Below are 20,782 nucleotides of genomic sequence, written 5' to 3' on the forward strand. Positions count from 1 at the left end.
GAGGTTGGCAAGTCCCCTGCCGGACGAATTCGCGGAAGAGCCTATTTGGATCGGGCGATCAGCGCCCGTGCAGCCGCGAGACCGAGCCGCGAACGATGAGACGGGTCGGGAAGCGCGTGTGGCGCGGGACCAGCTTCTTGCCGGCCAGGCGGTCGAGCAGCATTTTGGCGGCAAGCGGCCCTATTTCGGCTGTCGGCTGCGCAATGACGGTGATCTGGGGATCGGTGAAGGTGGCGAGGTTGAAATCGTCGAAGCCGACCAGCGAAACATCATGCGGGATCGACAGTCCCATCGAGCGCAGGCCGAGCAACGCGCCTTGGGTCATCAGGCTGTCCACGGTGAACAGGGCGGTCGGACGATCGCGGCGGCTGAACAGTCGAATGGTGGCTTCGACAGCATGTTCCACGGTCGAGCGTGACACGCTGACCAGCGACGGGTCGAGGGCAATGCCATGCGCCGCAAGCGAGTTCTGGTAGCCGGCAAGGCGCTCCTGCGCGGTGAAGATGCGCGATTCGTCCCGCAACAGGCCGATGCGCTCATGGCCATTGGCAACCAGGTAGTCCACGGCCGCGCGCGCACCGCCTTCATTGTCGACGACGACGCTGTCGCAGTGCACTTCCTTGACGACACGGTCGATCAGCACGACCGGCGTGCCCTCACGGGCGAGCTGCACGATATGCTGGCTGTCCGTCGCCGAGGTCGGCGCAAGAATGAAGCCACGGATGCTGAGCGAACGCAGGCTTTCGAGCAGTTCCTTTTCCTGTTCGACATTCTCTTCGCTGCTGGCGATCAGAAGATTGTGGCGGTGCCTGCGCAGTTCCGCCTCGATATCATGGGCAATGCGCGCGAAGAACGGATTCTGGATGTCGCCGGGAATGAAGCCGACGATCGGCAGCTGCCCGCTGCGCAGGGCCTGCGCGACGAGGTTGGCGCGATAGCCCAGTCGCTCGGCGGCTTCCAGCACCCGCAAAGCCGTCCCGTCGCCGACGTAACCGTAACTGTTGAGCGCCCGCGCCGCCGTGGCGCGCGAAACGTTGGCCGCGGCGGCCACGTCTTTCAGGGTGATCCCTTTCTGCGTCACGATCATTGTGCTCCCGGGACGGTAATATCCCGTTTGGCGAACCCGCGGGCGAACTTGCCCGTACGCTTGAGCCGCCAAAGCTTGAATGATTCAGCTAAGCTATTGATTTTACAATGGCACGCAAATGGCCATGATTCAAAATCGGCAACTCTGTCTGATTCATCAAGCCCAAAACAAAAAAACCGCCTCGAAAGACGGCAATTTGCATGAAAAATCTTGCGGTTCGGTAAAGCTACTCGATCCCCCGCCCGATGACGCCCTCGACTTCGGCCCTTCCCCAAACGAGCCCCAGCTTTCCGTTCAAGGTGGCTACCGGTTCCACACCCGATGCCCGCAGCAAACTCGGGACGTCGCGCCACCTGAGCCGCCTCCCTTTGGAAGCAAGTTGCTCGGTGATCTCGGCGGTCATGACGAACGCCCTCGCGAATTCTCTCAGGTCGCTGGCCGTCGGTTGCGCGGACAGCAGACCGAGCCGGATGAGCCCGTTGATCGTGACGGATGTGGTTTTCAAGAAGTCGGCAGCCTCAGTCTGAGTAAATACCACATCCTCGTCAATCCTATGATCCTGCGAGGAATCCATGAATGCAAGTTCGTGCACGTCTTTCACCGCGTGGGACGTCATGAGAGCCGTAAGTCTGCCCTCAACCCGCCATATCCGGAGTTCACCTGCAAGGATTCGCTCAACGATGCGAGGCCAAGGATTCGCATCGACGAGGCCCAACCGGTTCACGGCTTTGGTGATGCGGACCCACCCTTCAGGCCGGGGTCCATCACTTGCCATAATTTCGCAGCGGCGCCTCAAGTCATCGACTGAGTCCTTACGATAGAATTCGCCACCAGGTCGGCCAAATGGTCCCTGCACTATTCGAGCAAGATGGCCTGCGTCAGCAAGGGAACCTAGACAGGCTCTGGGGATTCCCAGCTCCACCGCGACAGACTGAGATCCGACGCCGAGCACTTGGGACCCGACGATTTCGGCCAGTTCCCTCGAATCGACAAGGACGGGTGCCTTAATGGCCTTCGACACTCTGATTGAAGATATCCGACCTCGCTTTGCTAGGCGTGAGATCCTTCGGCGAGATAGGCCGTAATCTCGGGCGGCTTCCTGGATGGGGATGAAATCCGATGAACTACGATGCTCGGCTCGCCGCACAGTTGGTGTCACCCCGGATGTCAGGGTCATGTCCAGCTTGATCCTGTGTTTCACGAGGCGCTGGATCCTGGGCAGGAGGTGCGCATCCATGCTCATTGCGACCAGGGGACCCAGTTCCTTGCGGACCCCGAAGTGCCCTCTCCTTCTCGTCCCGCTCGCTCTCACTTCGGCAGCTACCTTGTGGAAACCTTCCGGCCAGTCGAGAAGCATCCGCGCGGCTCTCGAAAGGACCTCTGGTGTGAAACGAACGTACTCCTCCTGTCGAGCGGGTCTATCAAGCGTGGTTGCTTCCCAGGAGGAACTGGTGGTCAATGCGCACGCAGCGGCGATTGTCAGTTCAAAGAGATCAGCGGTATCGAACGCAGCCAAATCCGGGTGCAAGCGGTCGTACAGCTTCCGAATGTCCCCGCGTTCGGGGTCGATCAGACCGACCGCAAAACCTAGCGCCTCCATGTCGTCGATTTCGACAACGGGCTGTGGGAAATCGCGAAAATCGACCTTCCCGCGCGGAAATCCTTCCTCATCCGATTGGCAGCAGAATTCACAGTACTGTATTCCATACGTGCGGAGATAGGTCGGTCGTCGTGCGCACTCTGGGCATCTGTCGAGTAGGCATTCCTTCGTAAGGGGATCGAAAGAGAAGACCCGAACAGACCACATCGCTTTCAAACGAAGCAATTGCGCCAAGCTCCTGGGCGACACCCGGCGATACTTCATGTCGCGATGAACATTCCTTAAAGGAACGCCGAAGAACTCTGACCAACCTGGCCGCCCAGCGACAGGGTACGGGGTTATCGCATGAAGGAGATCACTCCCATCCGGAAGGCGGAGGGTAGTCGCCAAGCTATCCTCTCTACCCCGTGATCGAGAGAAGATCGAAGGATCGCCCTGGTACTCGATTCCGGCGGCGGACAGGACATGGGCGGCGTTGCGGTAGCAGTTGTTCGCTGCTGCTTCCAACACGACTTCTGCGATAGATTGACCGGGAATGGGAGTTGACGAGAAAACCAATGGCGCAGCGGGTGAAAAGGCGCTTTGGTCGGATGATGAGGGGCCGATGCAGGTCATGCTGCCCTCCGTTCATAATCGCGAAGTCCCTGCGCGAGCGGATTGTAATCAATATGCCCCATCGGAATTGCCCATTCATCTATGGCTCCGGATACATGCTCCCTCAGGACGCGTGGCGCCCGCTGCTCTCTGGCAATCGAACATGCTGCAGCAATGAGGTTGCTAGCCATGCCCAATCGGCCTGATGCAACCCTGTGGATGACTGCAGGCAGATCTCCTTCGATCAGGTTTGATGCTTCATCAAAAAGCCCATGCTGATGCAGCTTAATGCCAAGCATTCCACAGTAGTCTAAGAAAATGTCTCTTTCTTCAGGAACGTCATCGCGTAGTGATTCAAACTCTATCTTTGATACACACCTGGCGCTGAGCTGAGGATCACCCAAAATCATGCTTTCCGCGTCGTCTACTCCTATGAAGACGATCGGGACTAATCCGCGGATGAGCATTGTCTTGAGGGTGTCGGTGACTGCCGTACTTTCGTACATCGCTGCCCGCTTTGGCTTTTTGTCCTTTTCCGTTTGCCTGTCGTCCAAATGCTGGATCTCATCCAAGAAGAGTATCTGGGTGCCGCATCGCCTCATATAATCGTATACGCGGCCGAGCAAAGAGGTCGCAGTTCCCAGGGTTGCTCGAGGATCCTTGAACTCCAAGAGAATGTCCGAGACCGCAGATTTGACAGTCGCTGCGCCGTCCAACGTCACATACAGCGCCCGCCGTTGTTGCTTAACTATCTCATCACGATCCATATCAGGCGGGAACAATCCCTCTGCTATGAGTTCATCCACGATCTGCGTCTCGATGTACGTCTCAACCGTTTTCGATTTTCCGGATTGGGTTGGGGCGAAAAGGCACGCGCATCGCTGTGGCTTGTTTGGCGCCAATATCTTCATCTGACGCAAGTTGTCGTAAATGCGATGTGCTTTCGACATTCGTGGATGCGGGATACACATCTTGAGGAATTCGGCCTGCACTCGACCATCGACCATCAGCATTGAGCCACCCCCAGCGCTTCTGCGAGCCGCTTAAGACGAGCCGCTGAATCGTCTATTGAAGCCCAAACAGCAGGTTCCTGTTTGTTGGCGGGTTTTGGGCGTGGTGGTTCAGGGAAGTTGGAAGCCTGACTTTTTTGCTCCTTTTTCGCCTTTCGTGCCTTGGCGGCCTTCTCGCTGGCCTTCTTACCGCCACGGCGGGCGGATTTGATCACTTTTCTACCATCCATACGCTCCGCCGCTGGGAGCGTATGGGAGATGCTCGTGCCCCCCATCCCTGTAGCGGAAGGTTCTTCCCACGCCTCCTCGATCGTCGAGCCCCGTACGAGCTGGGGACGGGGGCGATAGCGACGAGCCGCCTTTCGAGCTTCTCGGAAAGGCTGATCTTTCACCTGGGTCTTGTACGTCGCCATCAGAGCGGCGGAGACTTCGAGCATTTCGTCCTCGGTGCAGAATGAGAGGTTCTCCTTCTGTGCGAACTCCCGGCATGCCTTTGCATCCTCCCAAGATAGCCCAGCCGAAAAGCGAGACAGGATATTGGGGAGCTTGATGTTCCGCCGAGCCTTCGGGTTCCACACATGGATGGACTCGCAGGTCCAGTCCATCGTGGCATGCACAGACACTGTCCCACTCGAGTTGGGCGCCCTCCGTTGTTTCGATGCTTTGGCATAGCGCAGAAGATCATTGAGCAGCGCGCTGGTGATCTTCGGATCGTGGAACCGCTGGTGATCCAATTTTACCCCTGATGTTGAAAGCTGGCACTGACAAACCTTTCCAAGGAAAGTGTCGAACGCCGTCACGTCGTCCATCATCGGCCGGTTGTGGTTCCGGAACCCCTCTTGCCAAGCGCGCGCGGGGGCCATCCCGAGACCATCATTGACCCTGAAAGCGTGCTTCCGAATCGCATACCAGAGACCATCATTCATTTGCTGGATGTTCCTATCGGCCTTCTTCTGAGGATCGAGCCCCAGTTGCTTCATGACGTGGGGCTTGTGCGGTATGCCGCTTGGTAGCCGGTGCCAGTAAATCGAATTCAGGAGATGAAAGCCGTGCTCGGCGTGGCACTTGAATTCTGGGGTTCGAACCGGGGCCCAGATGATGCGTATGCCGACGCTCTCGCACATAGTTTGAAAGGCCGTTCCGGTATTCTCCCAGGCGCGATCGACGATGACAAAACTCGGCTTTCCCCAGAAATCACCGAAATTCTTGAATCGTAACAATTCCGGGGGAAGGAAATCCTTTGGCCGGACCATCTGCTTGAGGCCCATGACAACGGTGTAGATGGAGGGGGGTTCATATGTGAGAATCGCCGCCAGAATGACTTGAGAGAACACATCAACGACCAGCATCAGCCATGGCCGCTCCTGAAGAATTGTCTTCCCGTTTTCGTGTTCGACGTTTGCCCACGCGTCGACCCGCGTATGGTCGAACATTACGTACTCGAGTGGTCGGCGTGCTTGGATTGCTCGATTTTGGCCTCTATAGCGGCGGCCCGCCGCACGAACACCGTACCGCGCCTTGTAGCGGTAATAACATTCGGCTCCCTTGATCCACAGCCGCATGATTTCGCCTGTAGGCTGGGTCAAGAGATCGGCATCTAAACGTCGGAGCGCCTCGTTCTTTTCACGCAGCTTAAGGCGGAATGCTTCCTGAACTTCTGTGAGGCGCGGTTGGTCTGGAGACCAGAACTCATCGATCAGTTCTGCCTTCAGTTGAAGGATAAACGGATCCCAGAAGGGCCCGCGCTCCCGCTCCTTGTCCGGAAGAAAATGATGGAGTCCCCGGTCCCCAGACGCTCCACAATCGTGAATGGCACGGCGCAGTGTGCTTGCCGAGATCGAACGTTTTAGCCCAACGCTCTCTGCCTCCGAAGCATGTTCGCCGATGAACTTCGCGAGCCTTGCCTCTGTAAGCCCGACTCCGGGCGTATCGTCGAACTTGATAGTAAAGAACTGGACCGTCAGTGCCCACAGACGGTCCTTCTTAAGTGTTCTGATCCGTTGACGCTCTCGCGAAGAGAACCCATCCGCGTCGGGATCGAGGAATGTGGCCGGGTCTGTATAAACAAAGCCATCAGCCTGGTCGGGCGCACTGGTGCGGACCCGAACTGCACCGCCTGGTCTATTGCGGAGTTCCAGAAACTGGTCCCGATCTGGCCGGAACGTTGATGTGCCGGACTTGCAGACGAAGAGAAGGCGTTCGTCATCCTCAACGCCGAGATATTCGTAAATCGCCTTGGAGGACCGCTGCGGGAAGATGTAGAGTTCCCCTGGGTGGATATCGAGACCAGCGTCCATATCAAAACCCTTACGCAGCCTTCGATAGGCCCGGCGAAGACATGGGGTGCAGAAGAGAGACCGGTGTGCTGGGTAGGAACCCTTGACTTAGATCCACCGAGATCACGCGCCTCACGTGCAACGCCGCTGCCTTCTCTCGTCCAGTAGCACCGCCTCCCAGCCTCATAACGAGACCGCCCAAACGGCCGACGCCTCCCGAGCTGGATAACCATCGCATGCAAACATCCACGTCGATGGGTGACACCTTGGTATAATTTTCGAGGGCAACGTTGTGTACGAGATCGAGGTCGACACAAGCGAGATCATGTGATCGCACGATCACCAAGAAGCCGAAGCCGAGCCCCCGATACACCTTCGCGGCAAGGCTGAGTTTTCTCTGGTACTCCGGATCGTCGTTCCTGGGATCGTCGTCGTCCTTAACCTCGACCACCACGGTCCGATACCCGGTCGACCGGCCTGGATCAGGACGCCATTGGAGCAGGGCTTCTGCGAACGGCCGCGGCGCCATCAGCCGGCTGTAGAGACTGGATTCGACCGTCAGTTCCAGATCAGGAAAATAGATCAGCGGATCGCGCCTCCGGCGAACGAACAGTTCCAACCGGTGCGGCTGCGCCATCAGACTGACGACCGGGCTGGCGACTTCCGCCAATTCCAGGGCTGGTAGCTCGCACTTCATGGATTCCCAAGGCATCGCCCTGCTACCGCCCTTCAGAGAAACGAACGTTCCTGTGGGCTTTGTCGATCCAGTCGTCACCATTTGCCGGATGGGTCCTCCATCCACGGATCTCACGATTCTCGCGACCACACCGTTGTCGCAGAATTTTCCGATGTGCCTGGTCATGTCGGGTATCCCTTTGACGGGCTCACCGAGCCTAGATAGCGCGCCCGAATTTGAACGTCCTCCAGGAGGAAACGTGCACCCGATTCAGGCCCAACGCACATAAAAGGTATGCCGTGAAGGAGAAGCGACTTTAGCAAATCACGTATTTCAGTCGAACTTCTGAGCTTCCTCTCACCGTTGCCATCGAGATGGTGAACGCCATCCACGATCAGCAATCGGGAGCGCTCGCGGCGGAAATGTGATAGTATCGTGGTCCACAGTCGTGACGTGGGGATTCCGGCTAATTCAGGCCTCTTGAAACCGTCAAGGAGCGTCAGAGCGAGCGATCTGACTGTCGAGTCGGGCAGCAGACGCACCTCAGCGAACTTAGAAGGTTTGTTCGCTACAAGGCGCTGGGCCAAACTCGTGGAGATCGAGCCCCACAGTCCGTGGTCGCGGCCCGATCCATGCCGAATGCTGTCAAGCCGCCATTGAAGGTCCTCAATGTTCATCGCGCAGCTCGCCCCCCAACAGAATGGATTGTAAGCATGCGGCGGAATTCAGGAGGCTTTTCAGCTCTCCACCCTGGGAGCGAGTTGCTGTAACCCTCTCGTTGAACTCATCGATGAAAAGCATGATGATCCCCGCCTCACGCAGTTGCGCTGTCAAGCTCTGTGAGAGGGTATCAGCCGCTATTGACACGACGTCTCGGGGGTCTGGATTCCTTTTCATGATTCCTTTCTCCATTTCGTCAGACGGTTGGGGATTTAAGCGTGAGAGGAGCCTTAGCGTTTCCATGGGCCGAGCAAGTGCGGGAAGCGAACAACGTCGAGATCGTTAGGTTAATGGAGGCCTCGAAGGATCCCGACTTGCGCGGTATCGACGCCCGGCAATCCGCCGCCCGTAGCGTGCGCTGAGTGTTTCGAAGGTTTCGGCAGTTCGAATCCATCGTGAGAGCGTGGGCTTCGAAGGCCATATTAGCGGTTCCACCTCCGACGGGGGCAGCTTCTGCTCTTTCTTCCGTAACCGCGCATAAAACAAAGCGCATGAATCGCGTCCCGTTGCGTGGGGGGAGGACCAGCAGAAGGCTATCATCTCCTGCCTGAGCGCCAGGATAATGGGGTGCCATATTATGGCCCGATCCCTACGGCCGTCCTCTTCGGTGCGTTCGTACATTCATAGCTCCATCCACGCTCATCGAGCGCGAAACCGGGTTACATCTGTGGAAACCTGAAGTTTCGAAGGACTCCTGCGGAAGGAGTCCTTTGAAGCATTCGTGCTCGGTGCTACTGAGGAGATAAGGATTTCATCGGTCTGCCCTCTTTGGCGGTTCTGACTTTGAACGCTGTACCGGGCACTCCGCACCGCTACACAGCAGGTGCATGGCTGCGTAAGAGATCTGATTCGCGACTCCATGTCAATTCACGGAGACAAGAATGGAAGCGAACGAGGGTAGCACGTCTAGCGGATCGGTTTCAGCTTCGACAGGACTCGCCGTCAAGAAGGTTGAGGAGCAGCTCATTGCAGCGATTGCAGCTTGTGAAGACGACATCCGTCAGGGGGTCGAAGACCTGGCGCGTCTTAAAGAAGCCCTGCGGCTACTGCGCAGACAGAAGCCGGTCTCTCAGTTTACAAAACAAACGCCACAGCTAGGCGAGCCCGCCCGCCCCCCGCGGCCCAGAAAATCACGGGGAAGAATATACAAGGAACGCGAAGGCAGCGCAGCCAGCATCATCCGCTCCTTTGTTCGTCGTGAACTAACGGAGACCGGTCACCCATTGACCAGATCGGAGATTCTCGAACGATTGGACCGCGCCAGCATCAAGATCGACGCCAAGGTGCCGGTCAAGCGGATAGCGAAGGTCATGTGGAGCTCTCCGGAGTTCGTCAGTGTCGGCGACGGGTACTGGTTTGCCGGAGAGCCCATCCCCGATTCCCCTACATAGGCCAGACAAGGCTGCCACGTGAGCATCCACTCTAACAACCGCATGAAGTTGTTCGGTCCTGCGGTTTGTACGCAATGCGTCACTGGTGGACTTGATATCCGGGCCGCTTGATTGCGTTCATGTGGGGCATGAAAGCCGCAACCGGACTGAATCCTCACCAAGTTCTCAAGCCGGCCCCGCCGTTGGACACTGGCGCGCCGATCCCATGTCAGAATTTAAGCACCGAAGAAGTGGGCGTCGTTTCCTGCCACCGTGTCGATAAGCAGCGTACGGTCCAGAAAGTTGTTGCGGCTCTCGCAACTCGTCTCGGACACCAAGGCACAGGCGTGACATGCTGCGCCGATCAATGAGCGCTCGTCCCCCGCGACGGATGGATCGTGGTCGGCACACACAGGATCGTTGGAACAGAGTCGGAGACGATCGAGGCTGCTTTCGATCAAACGCGGAATCCTTGCCGCGATCTCGGTTAGACCCCCTAGCGTTCCCTGCGCGCCGGCGCTGGCCGTGTAGATCAGGATTCCGAAACGATCGGGCCGATCCGAGCCGTTCCCGGTCATGGCGTAGACCCGCTCCTTCAACGAACTCAGAGGATAGCCGCAGTCCAGGGAAATCTCCTCCATGATGGCATGCGAAAGCGAATGGAGCAGAATGTACGGCATACCCTTGAACGGCTGCTTCACGTTGTGACGATTTTCGTAGTTTTTGGCTCCGCGCGACAAAATTCGAGCCCGCTCTACGACTGGTTTCCGTTGCAGCCATTCCCGTATCGCAACGGGCGTGACGCTGAAGAAGACACCCTCGCCGGTCTGCTCCATGGCGGGCAACCAGTCCGTCGCCTCGGCCAAAGGCGCTCCGTCCACGGCAAGTTGCACGTCGTCGAGCATTTCGTCCGTAAGCGTGGGCGCGGGTTCCAGTCGCGTGAAGCCATAGAGGCAGGTCACCGCCTTTAACCGATGCACGGCAACGACTGCGTCCAGCAGAGGCTTACCGTCCGTCGTGACACAACGATCGATATCCGCAACATCGATCGTCTCCGCGAATAGAGGCTCTGCCGACGCGTCGGCGCCAATAAACCTGTCGCCACTGGCGAGCAGATCATATTCGGCCATCTTCGGATCCTGTGCGGCTTCGCGCACGACAGCTTCGCGCATGCGCACGATCCGCTGATAGATTTCCTCATTACTGTAGGCCGCTAGCATCGATCCGATTTCGGGAACGTTTTTCAGCACGCCAATGAAATTCGGATCCGAGGCGGATTGCAGGCTCGACCAATGCTTGCGGATGGCGTCGCTCAGCGCATCCTCGTGGATGGGCAGCGAGATGATCGTTACCGCCTGGGGAAAGTAGGTATTCGTCGCCGAGCGCGACAGGAAATGCAACAGCTCGGTGCATCCGGGTTCTTCCGTGTCGAGCCACGGACGTCTCCCCTTGCAGCTTCCAAGGAAGCCGGGCTTGAAAGCGTCGGCAAGCGACACCGACGGCCGGCCGCAATGGCAGCCGATACGAATGTTAGAGGGATCGGCGCTGGTTCCCTGTTCTTCGATCCACAGCGCCTCGCTGCACTTTTCGCCGCGGTGTACCAACCATTTCCAATCGATGTCCTGGAGGTGTCCCTTTTTGCAGGCGCCGACAAAGCGGATCGGCGTGACATCGACCTTCTTGCCGTCGTCGCGCTGGAATTTCTTCCGACCGCTGCCCGCGTCCAATTCGTTCCATCGCGCGAGACGCCTGCGGCGTGCGCTCGCTGACCCGTCTTCGGCAATCCCCTCACAGGTGAACCATGTCGGAAACACCCTGACAGCGACGCTCGCTGGGTCAGTCTCGTTTTGGCTGTCCTGTGCGATCGGCGGTGTCCGCAGTTGGACCGGCTTGGCCGGGTCCCAGCGTCCTGTACCCGAAAGAACAGTCTGAAGAAGCGTCGTCAGCCTGGGCTCCTCGATCCGCTTGAAGGCCCCCTTGTTTCCGTCCCAGTGATCGAGCCCTGCGACAATGACCGAGCGGGTTGGAAGGTCCAGCATCGCGCCCGGGCCGAAAGACGTGAACAGCTGGCTTAAGCTCTGTTTCGGTCGGCTCATTGATCGTGCTCCGATTCCTGCAATGGGCGGCCGAAAGGATCGCATGTCTTCAGGAAGACGGAATACTCAACATCACGCATTGAGCGCGCCGCCACGAAACGCTGGTGGACCGGATCGAGCGTTTCGGCCCTCCGGTCGAGCGGATATTGAAGAAGCCGTTTTTCCACGCCGGAGCCGTCATAGGTGAATGTGCCACCGGTTGCCGTCTGGGCTTCCGCAACCTCTTCCCACATGTCGAAGAGTTCTTGCGCACGCGAGGCCGCGCGTTCGATCGAAGCCTCGTCCACGCCAGCGTTGAGTGCCCTGCGCCGTAGGGCAGCGTCGACCGTGTCACGGACACCGGGATGGTCTTCCAGCCTGTTAACGGCGGCGGATGGCGAAAGCGCCGGATCGTAGTGTCGGGCTGCGGCAACGATAACGGCGGCTAGCGCCCGGTCCAGCGCCCTCGGGGCGAACGGCGTCACGCTGGTCGCTTCCACCGCGCGATAGAAAGACGCGTGAAACGCCCTGAACTGCTCGTAGTGCGTTCGGTCACGTGGCTTGTGAAGGTTGAGGAGCGTGACCACCAATCCGGGCTTGCCGCTCGCCCGTCCAACGCGGCTAGTCGCCTGGATGTACTCGGCTGCGGTCTTCGGCTGCCCCTGAACGAGCATCAGCCCAAGGCGGCTGATGTCCAGTCCGACCGATATCATGTTCGTTGCCAACGCCACGTCGATACTGTCGTCGTTGAGAGCGCCGTCCTCCGTCAGGGCCTTGCCGAGACGTTCTTTCGCCAACGCCACCTCGTCCGTCGTCACGCGCGACGTGAGTTCGATCGGTTGACGCATCTGTCGGTTGGCAAATTCTGGGCCCGCAGGCACGATGCGTTGCCGCTTGTCGCCATAGCTCGCCACATGCTCGCGGATTTCGTCCTCTACGATGCGACGAGCGCCTCCAAGTTCGCGAAGCGCATTGAAATACGTGAGCACGGTCAGATAGGGATCGGCGGGATCGTCCCCTTCTTGCGTCGGGCCGGAAGTCAATGCCTGCGCGCCTGCTAGCAGGGTCTGCATGCTCCGAAGAAAGAGAAGTTTGGGCCCGCGGCCCTGACTCGCCACGCCGACGTAGAGGCGGGCTGGCTCTCGTGTCGATGGCACAGTCTTGGCGAAGAAGCTGTCGGTGCGGTGGATGCCGGGCGGCGGAAACACGGCCGTCTCCGAACGATCGAACAACGCTGCGATCTGTTTCTCGGCCCGTCGGACAGTCGCGGTCGAAGCAACGATTTTTGGACGAATGAACCCATGAAGACCCGGCCGAGACGACAGCAGGTCGATCGCTGTTTCGTAGAGTGCTGCCACCGTTCCCAGCGGGCCAGAGATCAGGTGCAGTTCGTCCTGGATGACAAGATCCGGCGGATCGAGCCGATGCCCGTTTCCCAAGGGGCGACCTTCGCCTAGCTCAGACGCGCCGAAGAACCCCTTGTCCGGATCATACCGATCCACGTGTCCAAAGAATGCGCCGCTCTTGCCAATCCATGGAAGGGAGGCAAATTTGTCCACCGTGGCGATGAGAAATGCGGGAAGACGGCGGTAAATTGGTTCGTCCACCACGAGCACCGGCAGGTGCCGATCCCGCGTGAATTCACATTCGGCGTTCTCGCATTTGAGAACGAGGTTTTGCGGAGCCATCCTGTTGGGCGTGAAGTGGAAGCTCTCTGGCTTGAAGGGCTCACCGCACCACGGACATGCCTTCAGTGGCACCGGGGATTTTGTCTTCGGTCTGTTTTGGTACCGCTTCAGCCAGGTCGTCGCGGCGTCCTTGTCGGAAGAATTTCGCGGCTTGAGATTGTTCGGCGAGGCTGCGCCACCCACCCAGAGTCCAATCTCGATTGGCCATTCGCCAAGCGTCTTCCGGCCATTGTCATCACGCGTCCGCAGGAGTTCGAGCGCGCAGACGAGACCAGCGGCCCGGGAGAGCTGGTCCAGAGTGAGCAGGCGTAACGTATAGCGCATGATGACGCTGATGCCCGCACCCAGCACGCCAGACCCCCGGAGCCGCCTCAGCACAATCGCATAGGCAGCAAGTCCGAGGTACGCTTCCGTCTTGCCGCCGCCCGTAGGGAAAAAAAGCAGGTCGACGATCTCGCGCTCACCACTGTTGCGGTCGGTCATGCCAACCAGGTTGAGGAGGACGAAGGCTAGCTGGAACGGCCGCCATGTTGGCGGGTCTACATCGACCGGCTTCTTCTTCTGAATCACTGCCTCGCGCTGGCGGTTGGCCATAGCCATCGCTGTGTTCATCAGGCCGAATGCTTCACGCGCCATCGGGTCACGCTTAAGGAGATCTATCCCGTCGCGAATCCTGCTGCCGGCGGTGTCAACATTTTCCAGAAGTGCATTGCCTGTCTCTAGCCGTCTCGGCGCAAGCCCTGTCATCAATCCTTCCTGACCCCGCCGCCACTCAGCGTAAAGGTCAGGCAGTGAATCCAGGGCGGCACTGACCGCCTCGGCACCGGAAATGGCAGCCCGAGCGAGAGCCTCCATGCCGAACTCGACGCCATCGATCCTTGCCGGGACGACACGCTCCACCTCCTGCTGTGGAAGAAAATCGGTCCAAACACGCGTCACAGGGAGTGGATTGTTCGTCGCGTCACGCCGTTCTTGCCAGCCTGCAGATGTATTGCGACCAACGGCATATTCGCGGACGTCGCGATAATGAAGATCGCCGAGCCTAAGGTCGAAATCATCGGACTGGTAGGTAGACAGGTCGCTGCGCGGATAGAATCCATCCGCACATTCGAGCTCGATCCGGGTCTGGAACGCGTAGGCCACGTCCTTGTACGGAGCCTTTGTGCTCCGTCGACGGTTTACCAAGAAGACCGTGATGACGCGTAGGCGCTCTTCAGTCCCTTCCGGGGTCTTCTGACGAAGCACACGCTGGTGAACGGTGACTTCGATGCCGCCGCCCGGCCTCTGAGGGGCAGCGCTTTCCGACAGCGGGATTCCGGGTTGGTTCCGAGTGACGTCGAGGACAATCGCGGCTTGGCCGGGAACCCGAACCCAACGGAGGTTCTCGGGCTTTTCTGGCTTTGGCTTGCCCTTTTCCGAGAGTTCCGGAATGAGGAGCGCATCGGGCAATGGGGGCTCAGTCTTGTAGTTCCCCCATGTAGCGTGCAGCGTGACCTGACTCACCGTTTCCGGAAGAACCACCGTCAACCCTATCGACGACGGAAGAAACCTGTCCCGCGGCGGTTGGTCAGTCGAATCCTTCTCGTCGACCTCCCCCTCAACAGCGGAGTCCAGCGTCTCGTTGGCGAGAAGATCGTCGGCGGTTTCTTCGGCGGTTTGCTCGTCGTCAGGTATCACAGGCGCGACACCGTCGTAGGCGGGAACGATAAAGCCTCCGACGTACCAGCGCGATGGTTTCTCCGTCAGCACCTCTCGTGCAAGATCTTGGTCGAGGCCAGGATTCGGGCCGACTAGGTCTCGGCGCAGGATGTCGATCAGCTTGTTTCGTACCTCGAGCGAGTTCGTCATGGTGTCGGTCTCTCAAGGTTAGAAAGCTGCACCAGCGCCTGGTCGAGCCATTTTTGGGTATGGGCCTCTCTTAGGGCCACCTTCGGACGATGGCCGATATCGGCAAGGAGTCGCTCCAACGAGACCAGCCTGTCGCGCAAGCCGAGGCGCAGTCCCATGCGAAGACTAGCCTTATCCGGACCGCAAAGGACCCAGGCGTCGCCGCGCGTGATGGCGTGTGCCCAGAGCATCTGCTCTCCGGCGTCCAGAAAGCGCATATGATCGTCGCGCAACAGCGCGCTCGCGCGTTCAACGTCGTTAACCGGATGTACCGCTTTAAGCGTGTCCCTCAGAACCTTGGCGTCGATTTGCTGCTCTGGACGCCGCCGCTGGAGCCCTGTCTGAGTTTCGATCTCACACATCTGGATGGTCTCGACCGCATACCCGCTCGTCAAAGCCTTCCAGGCCGACACACGCCAGCATTCGATGATGACGTTGGTATCGACCAGGACAGGACCATGGTGCCGGGCCATCTTCGCGCCTCACAGCTCGTAGGGCGCTTCCACGCCATGAACCATGAAGAGCTCCGCGAGATCGTCGATAGACAGGCCGAGCAGGTACGAAACCCTCCGTATCGCCACTCGGCCTTCTTGGGTGGCCTTCGCAATCACTTCAACGAACGACTTGGAAAACAGATGTGGAAGCCGTTCTTCCGCAGGCTTGGCCCGGCCATTGTTGCGCAAGCGGTCCTCGGCGAGGCCTTTTCCGATCCAGCCGAGGCCAACCAAACGCCATCGCAACGCGGATGCTGTCACCCGTAACTCGTCGGCTGCCATGTTGAGCCGAGTGACAAGTTCCTCGCCCTCCAACTTGGACCAGTCACCATACCTACTGAGGACATCCGAGGGCATCAGAACTGCGGATGCAAAATTGTCAGCGAGTTGCTCAACGCGGTTGCGCCGTTTCGGCACGACATCCTCGACATGATCTGGCGGCATCGCATCCCAGGTCAGAATGTGGAACAGTTCATGGGCCAGGTCGAAATGGCGGCGGCCTGGAACCTCGCGCCGATTGATCAGCACGACATCGAGCTCTGGAAGACGGCACGCCGCTCCCGACGCTCCCTCGATCGGATCGACCATCAGCACGAGCATACCAAGCTCTTGCTCCATGATCTCGGCGAGCCGAGCGGCAGGCACATCGCCCAGCCGGAATTCGGCGGCAAAACGCTCGCCGGCTGCGGATGCATCCTCGAAACTGGAATCCTTGGAAAGGCCGAGTGCGCGTCGGAGCAGCGGCGCCGCCTTTCCCACTTGCGGGGCAAGCATTCGGAACGCTGCGATCATGCGGCCGGCATCGCGCTCATACTCGACAAGCCCGCGGCCAATGATGCCCGTCTGACGCCAGGAGAACTTGCCCTCACCTACAAGCAGGAACGGATCGGTAAAGAAATCCAGCGGCACGCCGAAGATCTCGACGGCGCGAACCAATTCTTCAGCGGATAGGCGACGCTCCCCTGTTTCGATGGCGGAAAGTGTCTGGCGATCCTTGAAGCCGAATAGGCGCGAGACCTCTTCCTGCGAGAGCCGGCGCTGCTCTCGAATGGCTTTAAGGCGTGCACTGATTGTTGCAGTGGTCATGGCGGCTCCGTCCCGCGCCATATAATCTTGCAAATTAGAGAATGCAAGATTTCATTGCGAAATCTGCTGATGTGGGGGTACGACTGAGACTTCAAGCCGCTTCGCTTAAATCGAAGCCGGCGGCGTGGATCAAGACGAACACATGGCGTTTCACGTTTTCCGAGACGCCGATATCAGCTGCAAGAATTTCTCTAACTGGCGCGATATAAGTTGTCTTCACTTTGAGCCGTACTGATTGATTAACTGGGATGAGTTCTGCTCTGTCGCGGCTCCTTCGATCGACAGTTGAAGCGACGGAACAAAAACCCTTGCCGTTTTGCCAAGCCAATTCGTCTTCTTCGAACGTGGTGCGCAGACAAATGTCGGCAAGTTCCTTTTGGTCCTTCGAAGCAAGAGCGTTCGTCAATGTTTCCAATGCCTGGCCATCTTTGACCCAATCTGCCCAGACACGGAAAAGACGTTCGCGCTCCCGCAAAGGCAGAATTTTGGTTGCTATCCGATCGAGTTCCGCATTGATCTCGTCGACTGTTCCTCCCTGTGCGAGCCAGAAATAGCGGGCGGCGAGCGACGCCGAGGCGAACCGGAAATTACGCGCATCGAGCGCCGTGCTATCCCACTCCATCATGCACCAAAGCGCCATGGCCGCACTAAGTTTAGGGCCGCTTAATTCTGCCAAGAACGCGTCTTTGTCCGCACCAGTGAGACTTTCGAGCTGACGTGGAACGATTCCGCTGAAGCCGTCGCTTCCAAAAAACAGTACCTTCCAAATCTGAAGTGTCTGCAGGCGGAACTCCTCTGGAGAGATATATCCGTCCGACCGGGATTTGGTCATGAGAAGCGATATGAAGGCGATATCCGCGGACAGGCGCGAAGCCGGCCGTCCTGCGATAAATTCGGGACGCGCCAACGCCAACTCGATTTTCTTCAAGACGCGTAAGATTTTGGCGCCAAGCTTGGCCTTTTCGCTCTCGTTAACGCGGATGTCTTGGACCTGCTCTTCTTTGTTTTCGTCTTCGTTCTCTTCATCGCTATGTCTCGGCGCAGACGAATAACGCCTCGTCGCTTCCTGCTTTGTTTGAAAGAACGAAAGGAACAAAGCTAGCGTATCGGTCTCGCTGAATCCGGCCGGCACTGCCGCATTGAAGAGCGAAGGCGGTTTGCCGAACCCGTCGGAATAAATGTCGTCCTCGGTAAAGCGGATCGGGGCTGCCAACTCTTCGGTGCTGCTTCTTTTCGTAGCTGTACCCGTGGCTACCGGTCTTTGGACATGTTGATCGAAGAGTTCAAGGATTTGAAGAAACTCCACGCCAGTCAAACTGCCCCGTGCAGCGGCATCGTCAAGCTTCTCCCGGATTTGCCGCTCTGGTCCCGCCATTCGGAGCGACCTTTCGTCATCGACCCAACTGGGGGATGAAAGGATTTCTGCACCTCCCGTGGACACGCCCTTCAACCAGATCGTGCCTATGACCCCTTCAACAGTGAAGCTGGCCTTTTCACTGTCGAAATCGCGGGCACCGAATTCCTTGTCGGACGAACACAGTACCAACCGAGTCAGCGGGGCTACCGACTTGTAATGAATTTCGAGATGCGGCCCATCTTTCCTCGCTGCCAGTATCCGAAGATCAGGTGTTTCGATCCCCCAATCATCAGCGGGATGAGTGTCCGGCAGTTCGGGCGCGACATCCGAGATCGAGAAATTCGATAGCAAGTCATCCGAAACATCTCGAGGAGCGCGGCTGAGCGCCATCAATTCGGCGTTTCCCCAGTGGCTGTCCGCTAACAGCGCAGCCATTGAGCAATTCGCGCTCCCTGCCGCAATGACGTTGTCCGCATCCGTATGAAGGACATATGCTTTGGCGTGGATGAACTTGTATCGCCGGTCCTCGGCCATGTCGTCGATGCCACGAAGCTTGACGGTGCCGGGTAGCTTGACCGCGATGTCTTTCGAAAGACCTGCGCGTCGAGGCTGAAGCAGGACGTTTACATTACCTGTTGCGATACCGGCTATCGTTGTGAGCGCCTCACCCGTCGGATCGAAATAAGGGCTCAAGACGTCGACAGATCGAACATCGCTGGCGGCGAAGTTGGTGATCTGCGTCAGCATCGGGGTTGAGTTTGGGGTCCACGCCAATCCACCTGGTTCCGGTAGATCGCCGAGCCATAAATTCTTCTCGTAAGTAAATGCCGCAAACGTATCTTTTCGGATGTTTTCCGAATCGGGCACATATCTTAAGATCGCTTCGAGGTATTCGCGAAACGCCGCGATTTCCGAGCCGCCACCATTCCCTGGATGTGAAAAGTCGGACCAGATTTCTTGGTTCGCACTCCATCCGCCATGTGTCGTATTGCCACTCCCGACCGCAAGGGCGGCCTTGGTCTCACTACAAAGGAAAAATGCCTTTGGGTGAAACCGCCGCGCGCCGCCCAGGTCGACTGGAACGACGCGGTAACGAATGCCCAATCGCTCGATCAGTCCATATTGATCCCGATACGAGCCCGCTGCGCAGGCGGCATCGGCGAATATGGTCAACTGGGGATGTCCGATGCCGCGAAGCCGCGGAAGCAGAAGAGATTCCACGAAAAGAAAGTCGATATTGTGGGTGAGAACGATCGCGGTCGTGGCTTTGTCTACCGCCTTGCACATCTGCTCGATGACGTTGACGTGCTTCACGCTGCCCTCTTTGCGAAAGAGCCATCGGACTCGCGAGTGAGCACCCCAATATCGACCAAAATTCCAAGCGTGTTGTCGAGCCGGCTGCCGCTGAATCCGGCCCCCGTTTGATTTGCGGTAAGTCTCAGCAGGTTGCCGTCAGGGAAAAATCTCAATGAGCATTTTTGTCCGTTCGACATTTTTCTCAAAGTCACTTTGAGATGCGGTAGCACGGCGCAGGTCTCGACCAATTTCCGCAACAGGGTCTCGAAAGGCTCGGCGCCGGCGCCGACGATCAGCTTCAACGCCAGATCGCTTGTCGAGGTTTGAGTCCTAGTGAGATCGACGGTGCGGAAATTTTGGGTCTGTTTTTCGAGCGCAGAAAGCAGAGCGAAGGCGCCGAGCATTTGCTGTGAAGATTTGAGTTGGTTGAAAGACGAAAATGGCAGCGGCTTACCGAGCATCAAATCTTCCGGAACGGAATCGGCGGCATTCCGGCTCGATCCGCCCCAGGACTGCCTCGCCTCGGGCCACAACTCGGAGAGGTCATCGGCCTTTTCGGTTTGTTCCCTGACCACGGCCAACACCCCGTCGATAGACGAATCCCCGGCTAGTTTCAAAACTCCACAGACGGATGAAAGCAGTAGTTCCAACCCGTAGTGCTGACGGCGGCGCCATTCGAATTCGGCCCACGCGACCGACGCGTGGGCCGATTGATCCGCCTGACTGCAGGATTTGAAGTTCCCGCTGAGAATTTTGTTGGCGGAGGTTTCTCCCTCGGAAAGCCGTGCATTGATCCATTCGCGCGTTTCCGAGAAGCGCATGTATCTTGTTTGAACGGTCTGCTCGTGGCCAGGTGACGCTTTCCACGGCGTATGAAAGGCCTCGCACAGCGATATTGCCTCCGAGCTCGATGGATCGAGACTGGCCAGTGAGAAATGGGGGACCGCCTTCTTGACCATTTCGCCGTCTAGGCAGTTCTGGGTATAAAGTGCTGCCAGAATCTCTGATCCTTCCAAGACTTTGTTTCGGGCCGCCCAGATTTCATCGCCGCGCGGTGTGAGTTTATAGGGGAGATTACCCGTCCGGCCATCATCGAGGAGACCGATTGCTTTGCAAGGATTGTAGTAGGTATTGAGCATCCTACTGCCTTTCGTATCGGGAAACGAAATCACCTGACCCGATTTCAACCTTTTCATGTCGTCCGAATAGACGTCGCTGCCCAGGATCGCACCGCCAGGCTTACCGCCAGGATCATTTAGGGAAGCTGCGATGACGAGAAACTCGACGCGATGCAGATACGCTCCGAGCTCGCCGGCGACGAACAGCTTTCCAGCTTTGAGATGCTCCACATAAAATTGCTTGATTGCCCAAGGCAGAATCGAAAAATATCTGCCGCGTGCCGAAATCGTGGTGATGCCGTTGACCAAGTTGGCTTCCAAACCTTGGTCCAAAGCCCTGATACCCAATATGTCCAGGCCTTGCGTATCGTCGAGCACGTCCTCGTTCCAGAAAATCATGGCCCCCCCAATTCGACAATGGTCACGTCCACTACCAACGTCGATGCAT

General features: G+C 58.0%; 13 protein-coding genes. 1 reads left to right on the top strand and 12 read right to left on the bottom strand.

Annotation, left to right across the window (positions count from 1 at the left end; translation table 11 throughout):
- Positions 1-58: 58 nt before the first annotated feature.
- From FJ543_RS19710 to FJ543_RS19740, 6 genes are all read right to left on the bottom strand, one after another.
- On the bottom strand, positions 59-1,087 hold the full coding sequence (locus FJ543_RS19710) for a LacI family DNA-binding transcriptional regulator (protein WP_140876579.1): 1,029 nt from the start codon (positions 1,085-1,087) through the stop codon (positions 59-61).
- 226 nt (positions 1,088-1,313) lie between these two features.
- The gene (locus FJ543_RS19715; RefSeq protein ID WP_140876581.1) at positions 1,314-3,302 is read right to left on the bottom strand and encodes a hypothetical protein; all 1,989 of its coding nucleotides are present in this window, start codon (positions 3,300-3,302) and stop codon (positions 1,314-1,316) included.
- Positions 3,299-4,294 (bottom strand): ATP-binding protein, encoded by a 996-nt coding sequence (locus tag FJ543_RS19720; RefSeq protein WP_140876583.1) that lies wholly within the window; start codon positions 4,292-4,294, stop codon positions 3,299-3,301. The genes FJ543_RS19715 and FJ543_RS19720 overlap by 4 nt, the downstream gene beginning before the upstream one ends.
- Positions 4,288-6,588 carry a DDE-type integrase/transposase/recombinase gene (locus FJ543_RS19725; protein WP_140876585.1) on the bottom strand — a complete coding sequence of 767 codons (2,301 nt, stop codon included), beginning with the start codon at positions 6,586-6,588 and terminating at the stop codon, positions 4,288-4,290. Before FJ543_RS19725 ends, FJ543_RS19720 begins: the two co-directional genes overlap by 7 nt.
- 10 nt (positions 6,589-6,598) lie before the next feature.
- Positions 6,599-7,429: a hypothetical protein gene (locus FJ543_RS19730; protein WP_140876587.1), complete on the bottom strand. Its 831-nt coding sequence runs from the start codon at positions 7,427-7,429 to the stop codon at positions 6,599-6,601.
- 480 nt (positions 7,430-7,909) lie between these two features.
- Positions 7,910-8,140 carry a hypothetical protein gene (locus tag FJ543_RS19740; protein WP_140876591.1) on the bottom strand — a complete coding sequence of 77 codons (231 nt, stop codon included), beginning with the start codon at positions 8,138-8,140 and terminating at the stop codon, positions 7,910-7,912.
- 704 nt (positions 8,141-8,844) lie between these two features.
- Here FJ543_RS19740 and FJ543_RS19745 point away from each other — a divergent pair.
- Complete coding sequence (locus FJ543_RS19745) at positions 8,845-9,354, top strand: hypothetical protein (protein ID WP_140876593.1); 510 nt, start codon at positions 8,845-8,847, stop codon at positions 9,352-9,354.
- Positions 9,355-9,569: 215 nt separating this feature from the next.
- Here FJ543_RS19745 and FJ543_RS19750 read toward each other — a convergent pair whose 3' ends face one another.
- The 6 genes from FJ543_RS19750 to FJ543_RS19775 all read right to left on the bottom strand — a co-directional run bounded on the left by FJ543_RS19750 (position 9,570) and on the right by FJ543_RS19775 (position 20,733).
- Positions 9,570-11,429: a DUF1998 domain-containing protein gene (locus FJ543_RS19750; protein WP_140876595.1), complete on the bottom strand. Its 1,860-nt coding sequence runs from the start codon at positions 11,427-11,429 to the stop codon at positions 9,570-9,572.
- The gene (drmA, locus tag FJ543_RS19755; protein WP_140876597.1) at positions 11,426-14,944 is read right to left on the bottom strand and encodes a DISARM system helicase DrmA; all 3,519 of its coding nucleotides are present in this window, start codon (positions 14,942-14,944) and stop codon (positions 11,426-11,428) included. Before drmA ends, FJ543_RS19750 begins: the two co-directional genes overlap by 4 nt.
- Positions 14,941-15,456, bottom strand: coding sequence for a hypothetical protein (locus FJ543_RS19760; RefSeq protein WP_140876599.1), 516 nt, complete (start codon positions 15,454-15,456; stop codon positions 14,941-14,943). Before FJ543_RS19760 ends, drmA begins: the two co-directional genes overlap by 4 nt.
- A 9-nt stretch (positions 15,457-15,465) precedes the next feature.
- A complete protein-coding gene (locus FJ543_RS19765) occupies positions 15,466-16,563 on the bottom strand; it encodes an XRE family transcriptional regulator (protein ID WP_181174017.1) in 1,098 nt (365 codons plus the stop codon).
- A 91-nt stretch (positions 16,564-16,654) separates the two neighbouring features.
- A complete protein-coding gene (locus FJ543_RS19770; RefSeq protein WP_140876603.1) occupies positions 16,655-19,234 on the bottom strand; it encodes a hypothetical protein in 2,580 nt (859 codons plus the stop codon).
- A complete protein-coding gene (locus FJ543_RS19775; protein WP_140876605.1) occupies positions 19,231-20,733 on the bottom strand; it encodes a hypothetical protein in 1,503 nt (500 codons plus the stop codon). Before FJ543_RS19775 ends, FJ543_RS19770 begins: the two co-directional genes overlap by 4 nt.
- Positions 20,734-20,782 lie beyond the last annotated feature (49 nt).

The organism is Mesorhizobium sp. B2-5-7, assembly GCF_006440875.1.
Classification (GTDB): domain Bacteria; phylum Pseudomonadota; class Alphaproteobacteria; order Rhizobiales; family Rhizobiaceae; genus Mesorhizobium; species Mesorhizobium australicum.

Bases quoted from the DNA above. Each gene is read 5' to 3' on its own strand.
- FJ543_RS19710 (WP_140876579.1), bottom strand. From the start codon at position 1,087: ATGATCGTGACGCAGAAAGGGATCACCCTGAAAGACGTGGCCGCCGCG.
- FJ543_RS19715 (WP_140876581.1), bottom strand. From the start codon at position 3,302: ATGACCTGCATCGGCCCCTCATCATCCGACCAAAGCGCCTTTTCACCC.
- FJ543_RS19720 (WP_140876583.1), bottom strand. From the start codon at position 4,294: ATGCTGATGGTCGATGGTCGAGTGCAGGCCGAATTCCTCAAGATGTGT.
- FJ543_RS19725 (WP_140876585.1), bottom strand. From the start codon at position 6,588: ATGGACGCTGGTCTCGATATCCACCCAGGGGAACTCTACATCTTCCCG.
- FJ543_RS19730 (WP_140876587.1), bottom strand. From the start codon at position 7,429: ATGACCAGGCACATCGGAAAATTCTGCGACAACGGTGTGGTCGCGAGA.
- FJ543_RS19740 (WP_140876591.1), bottom strand. From the start codon at position 8,140: ATGAAAAGGAATCCAGACCCCCGAGACGTCGTGTCAATAGCGGCTGAT.
- FJ543_RS19745 (WP_140876593.1), top strand. From the start codon at position 8,845: ATGGAAGCGAACGAGGGTAGCACGTCTAGCGGATCGGTTTCAGCTTCG.
- FJ543_RS19750 (WP_140876595.1), bottom strand. From the start codon at position 11,429: ATGAGCCGACCGAAACAGAGCTTAAGCCAGCTGTTCACGTCTTTCGGC.
- drmA (WP_140876597.1), bottom strand. From the start codon at position 14,944: ATGACGAACTCGCTCGAGGTACGAAACAAGCTGATCGACATCCTGCGC.
- FJ543_RS19760 (WP_140876599.1), bottom strand. From the start codon at position 15,456: ATGGCCCGGCACCATGGTCCTGTCCTGGTCGATACCAACGTCATCATC.
- FJ543_RS19765 (WP_181174017.1), bottom strand. From the start codon at position 16,563: ATGACCACTGCAACAATCAGTGCACGCCTTAAAGCCATTCGAGAGCAG.
- FJ543_RS19775 (WP_140876605.1), bottom strand. From the start codon at position 20,733: ATGATTTTCTGGAACGAGGACGTGCTCGACGATACGCAAGGCCTGGAC.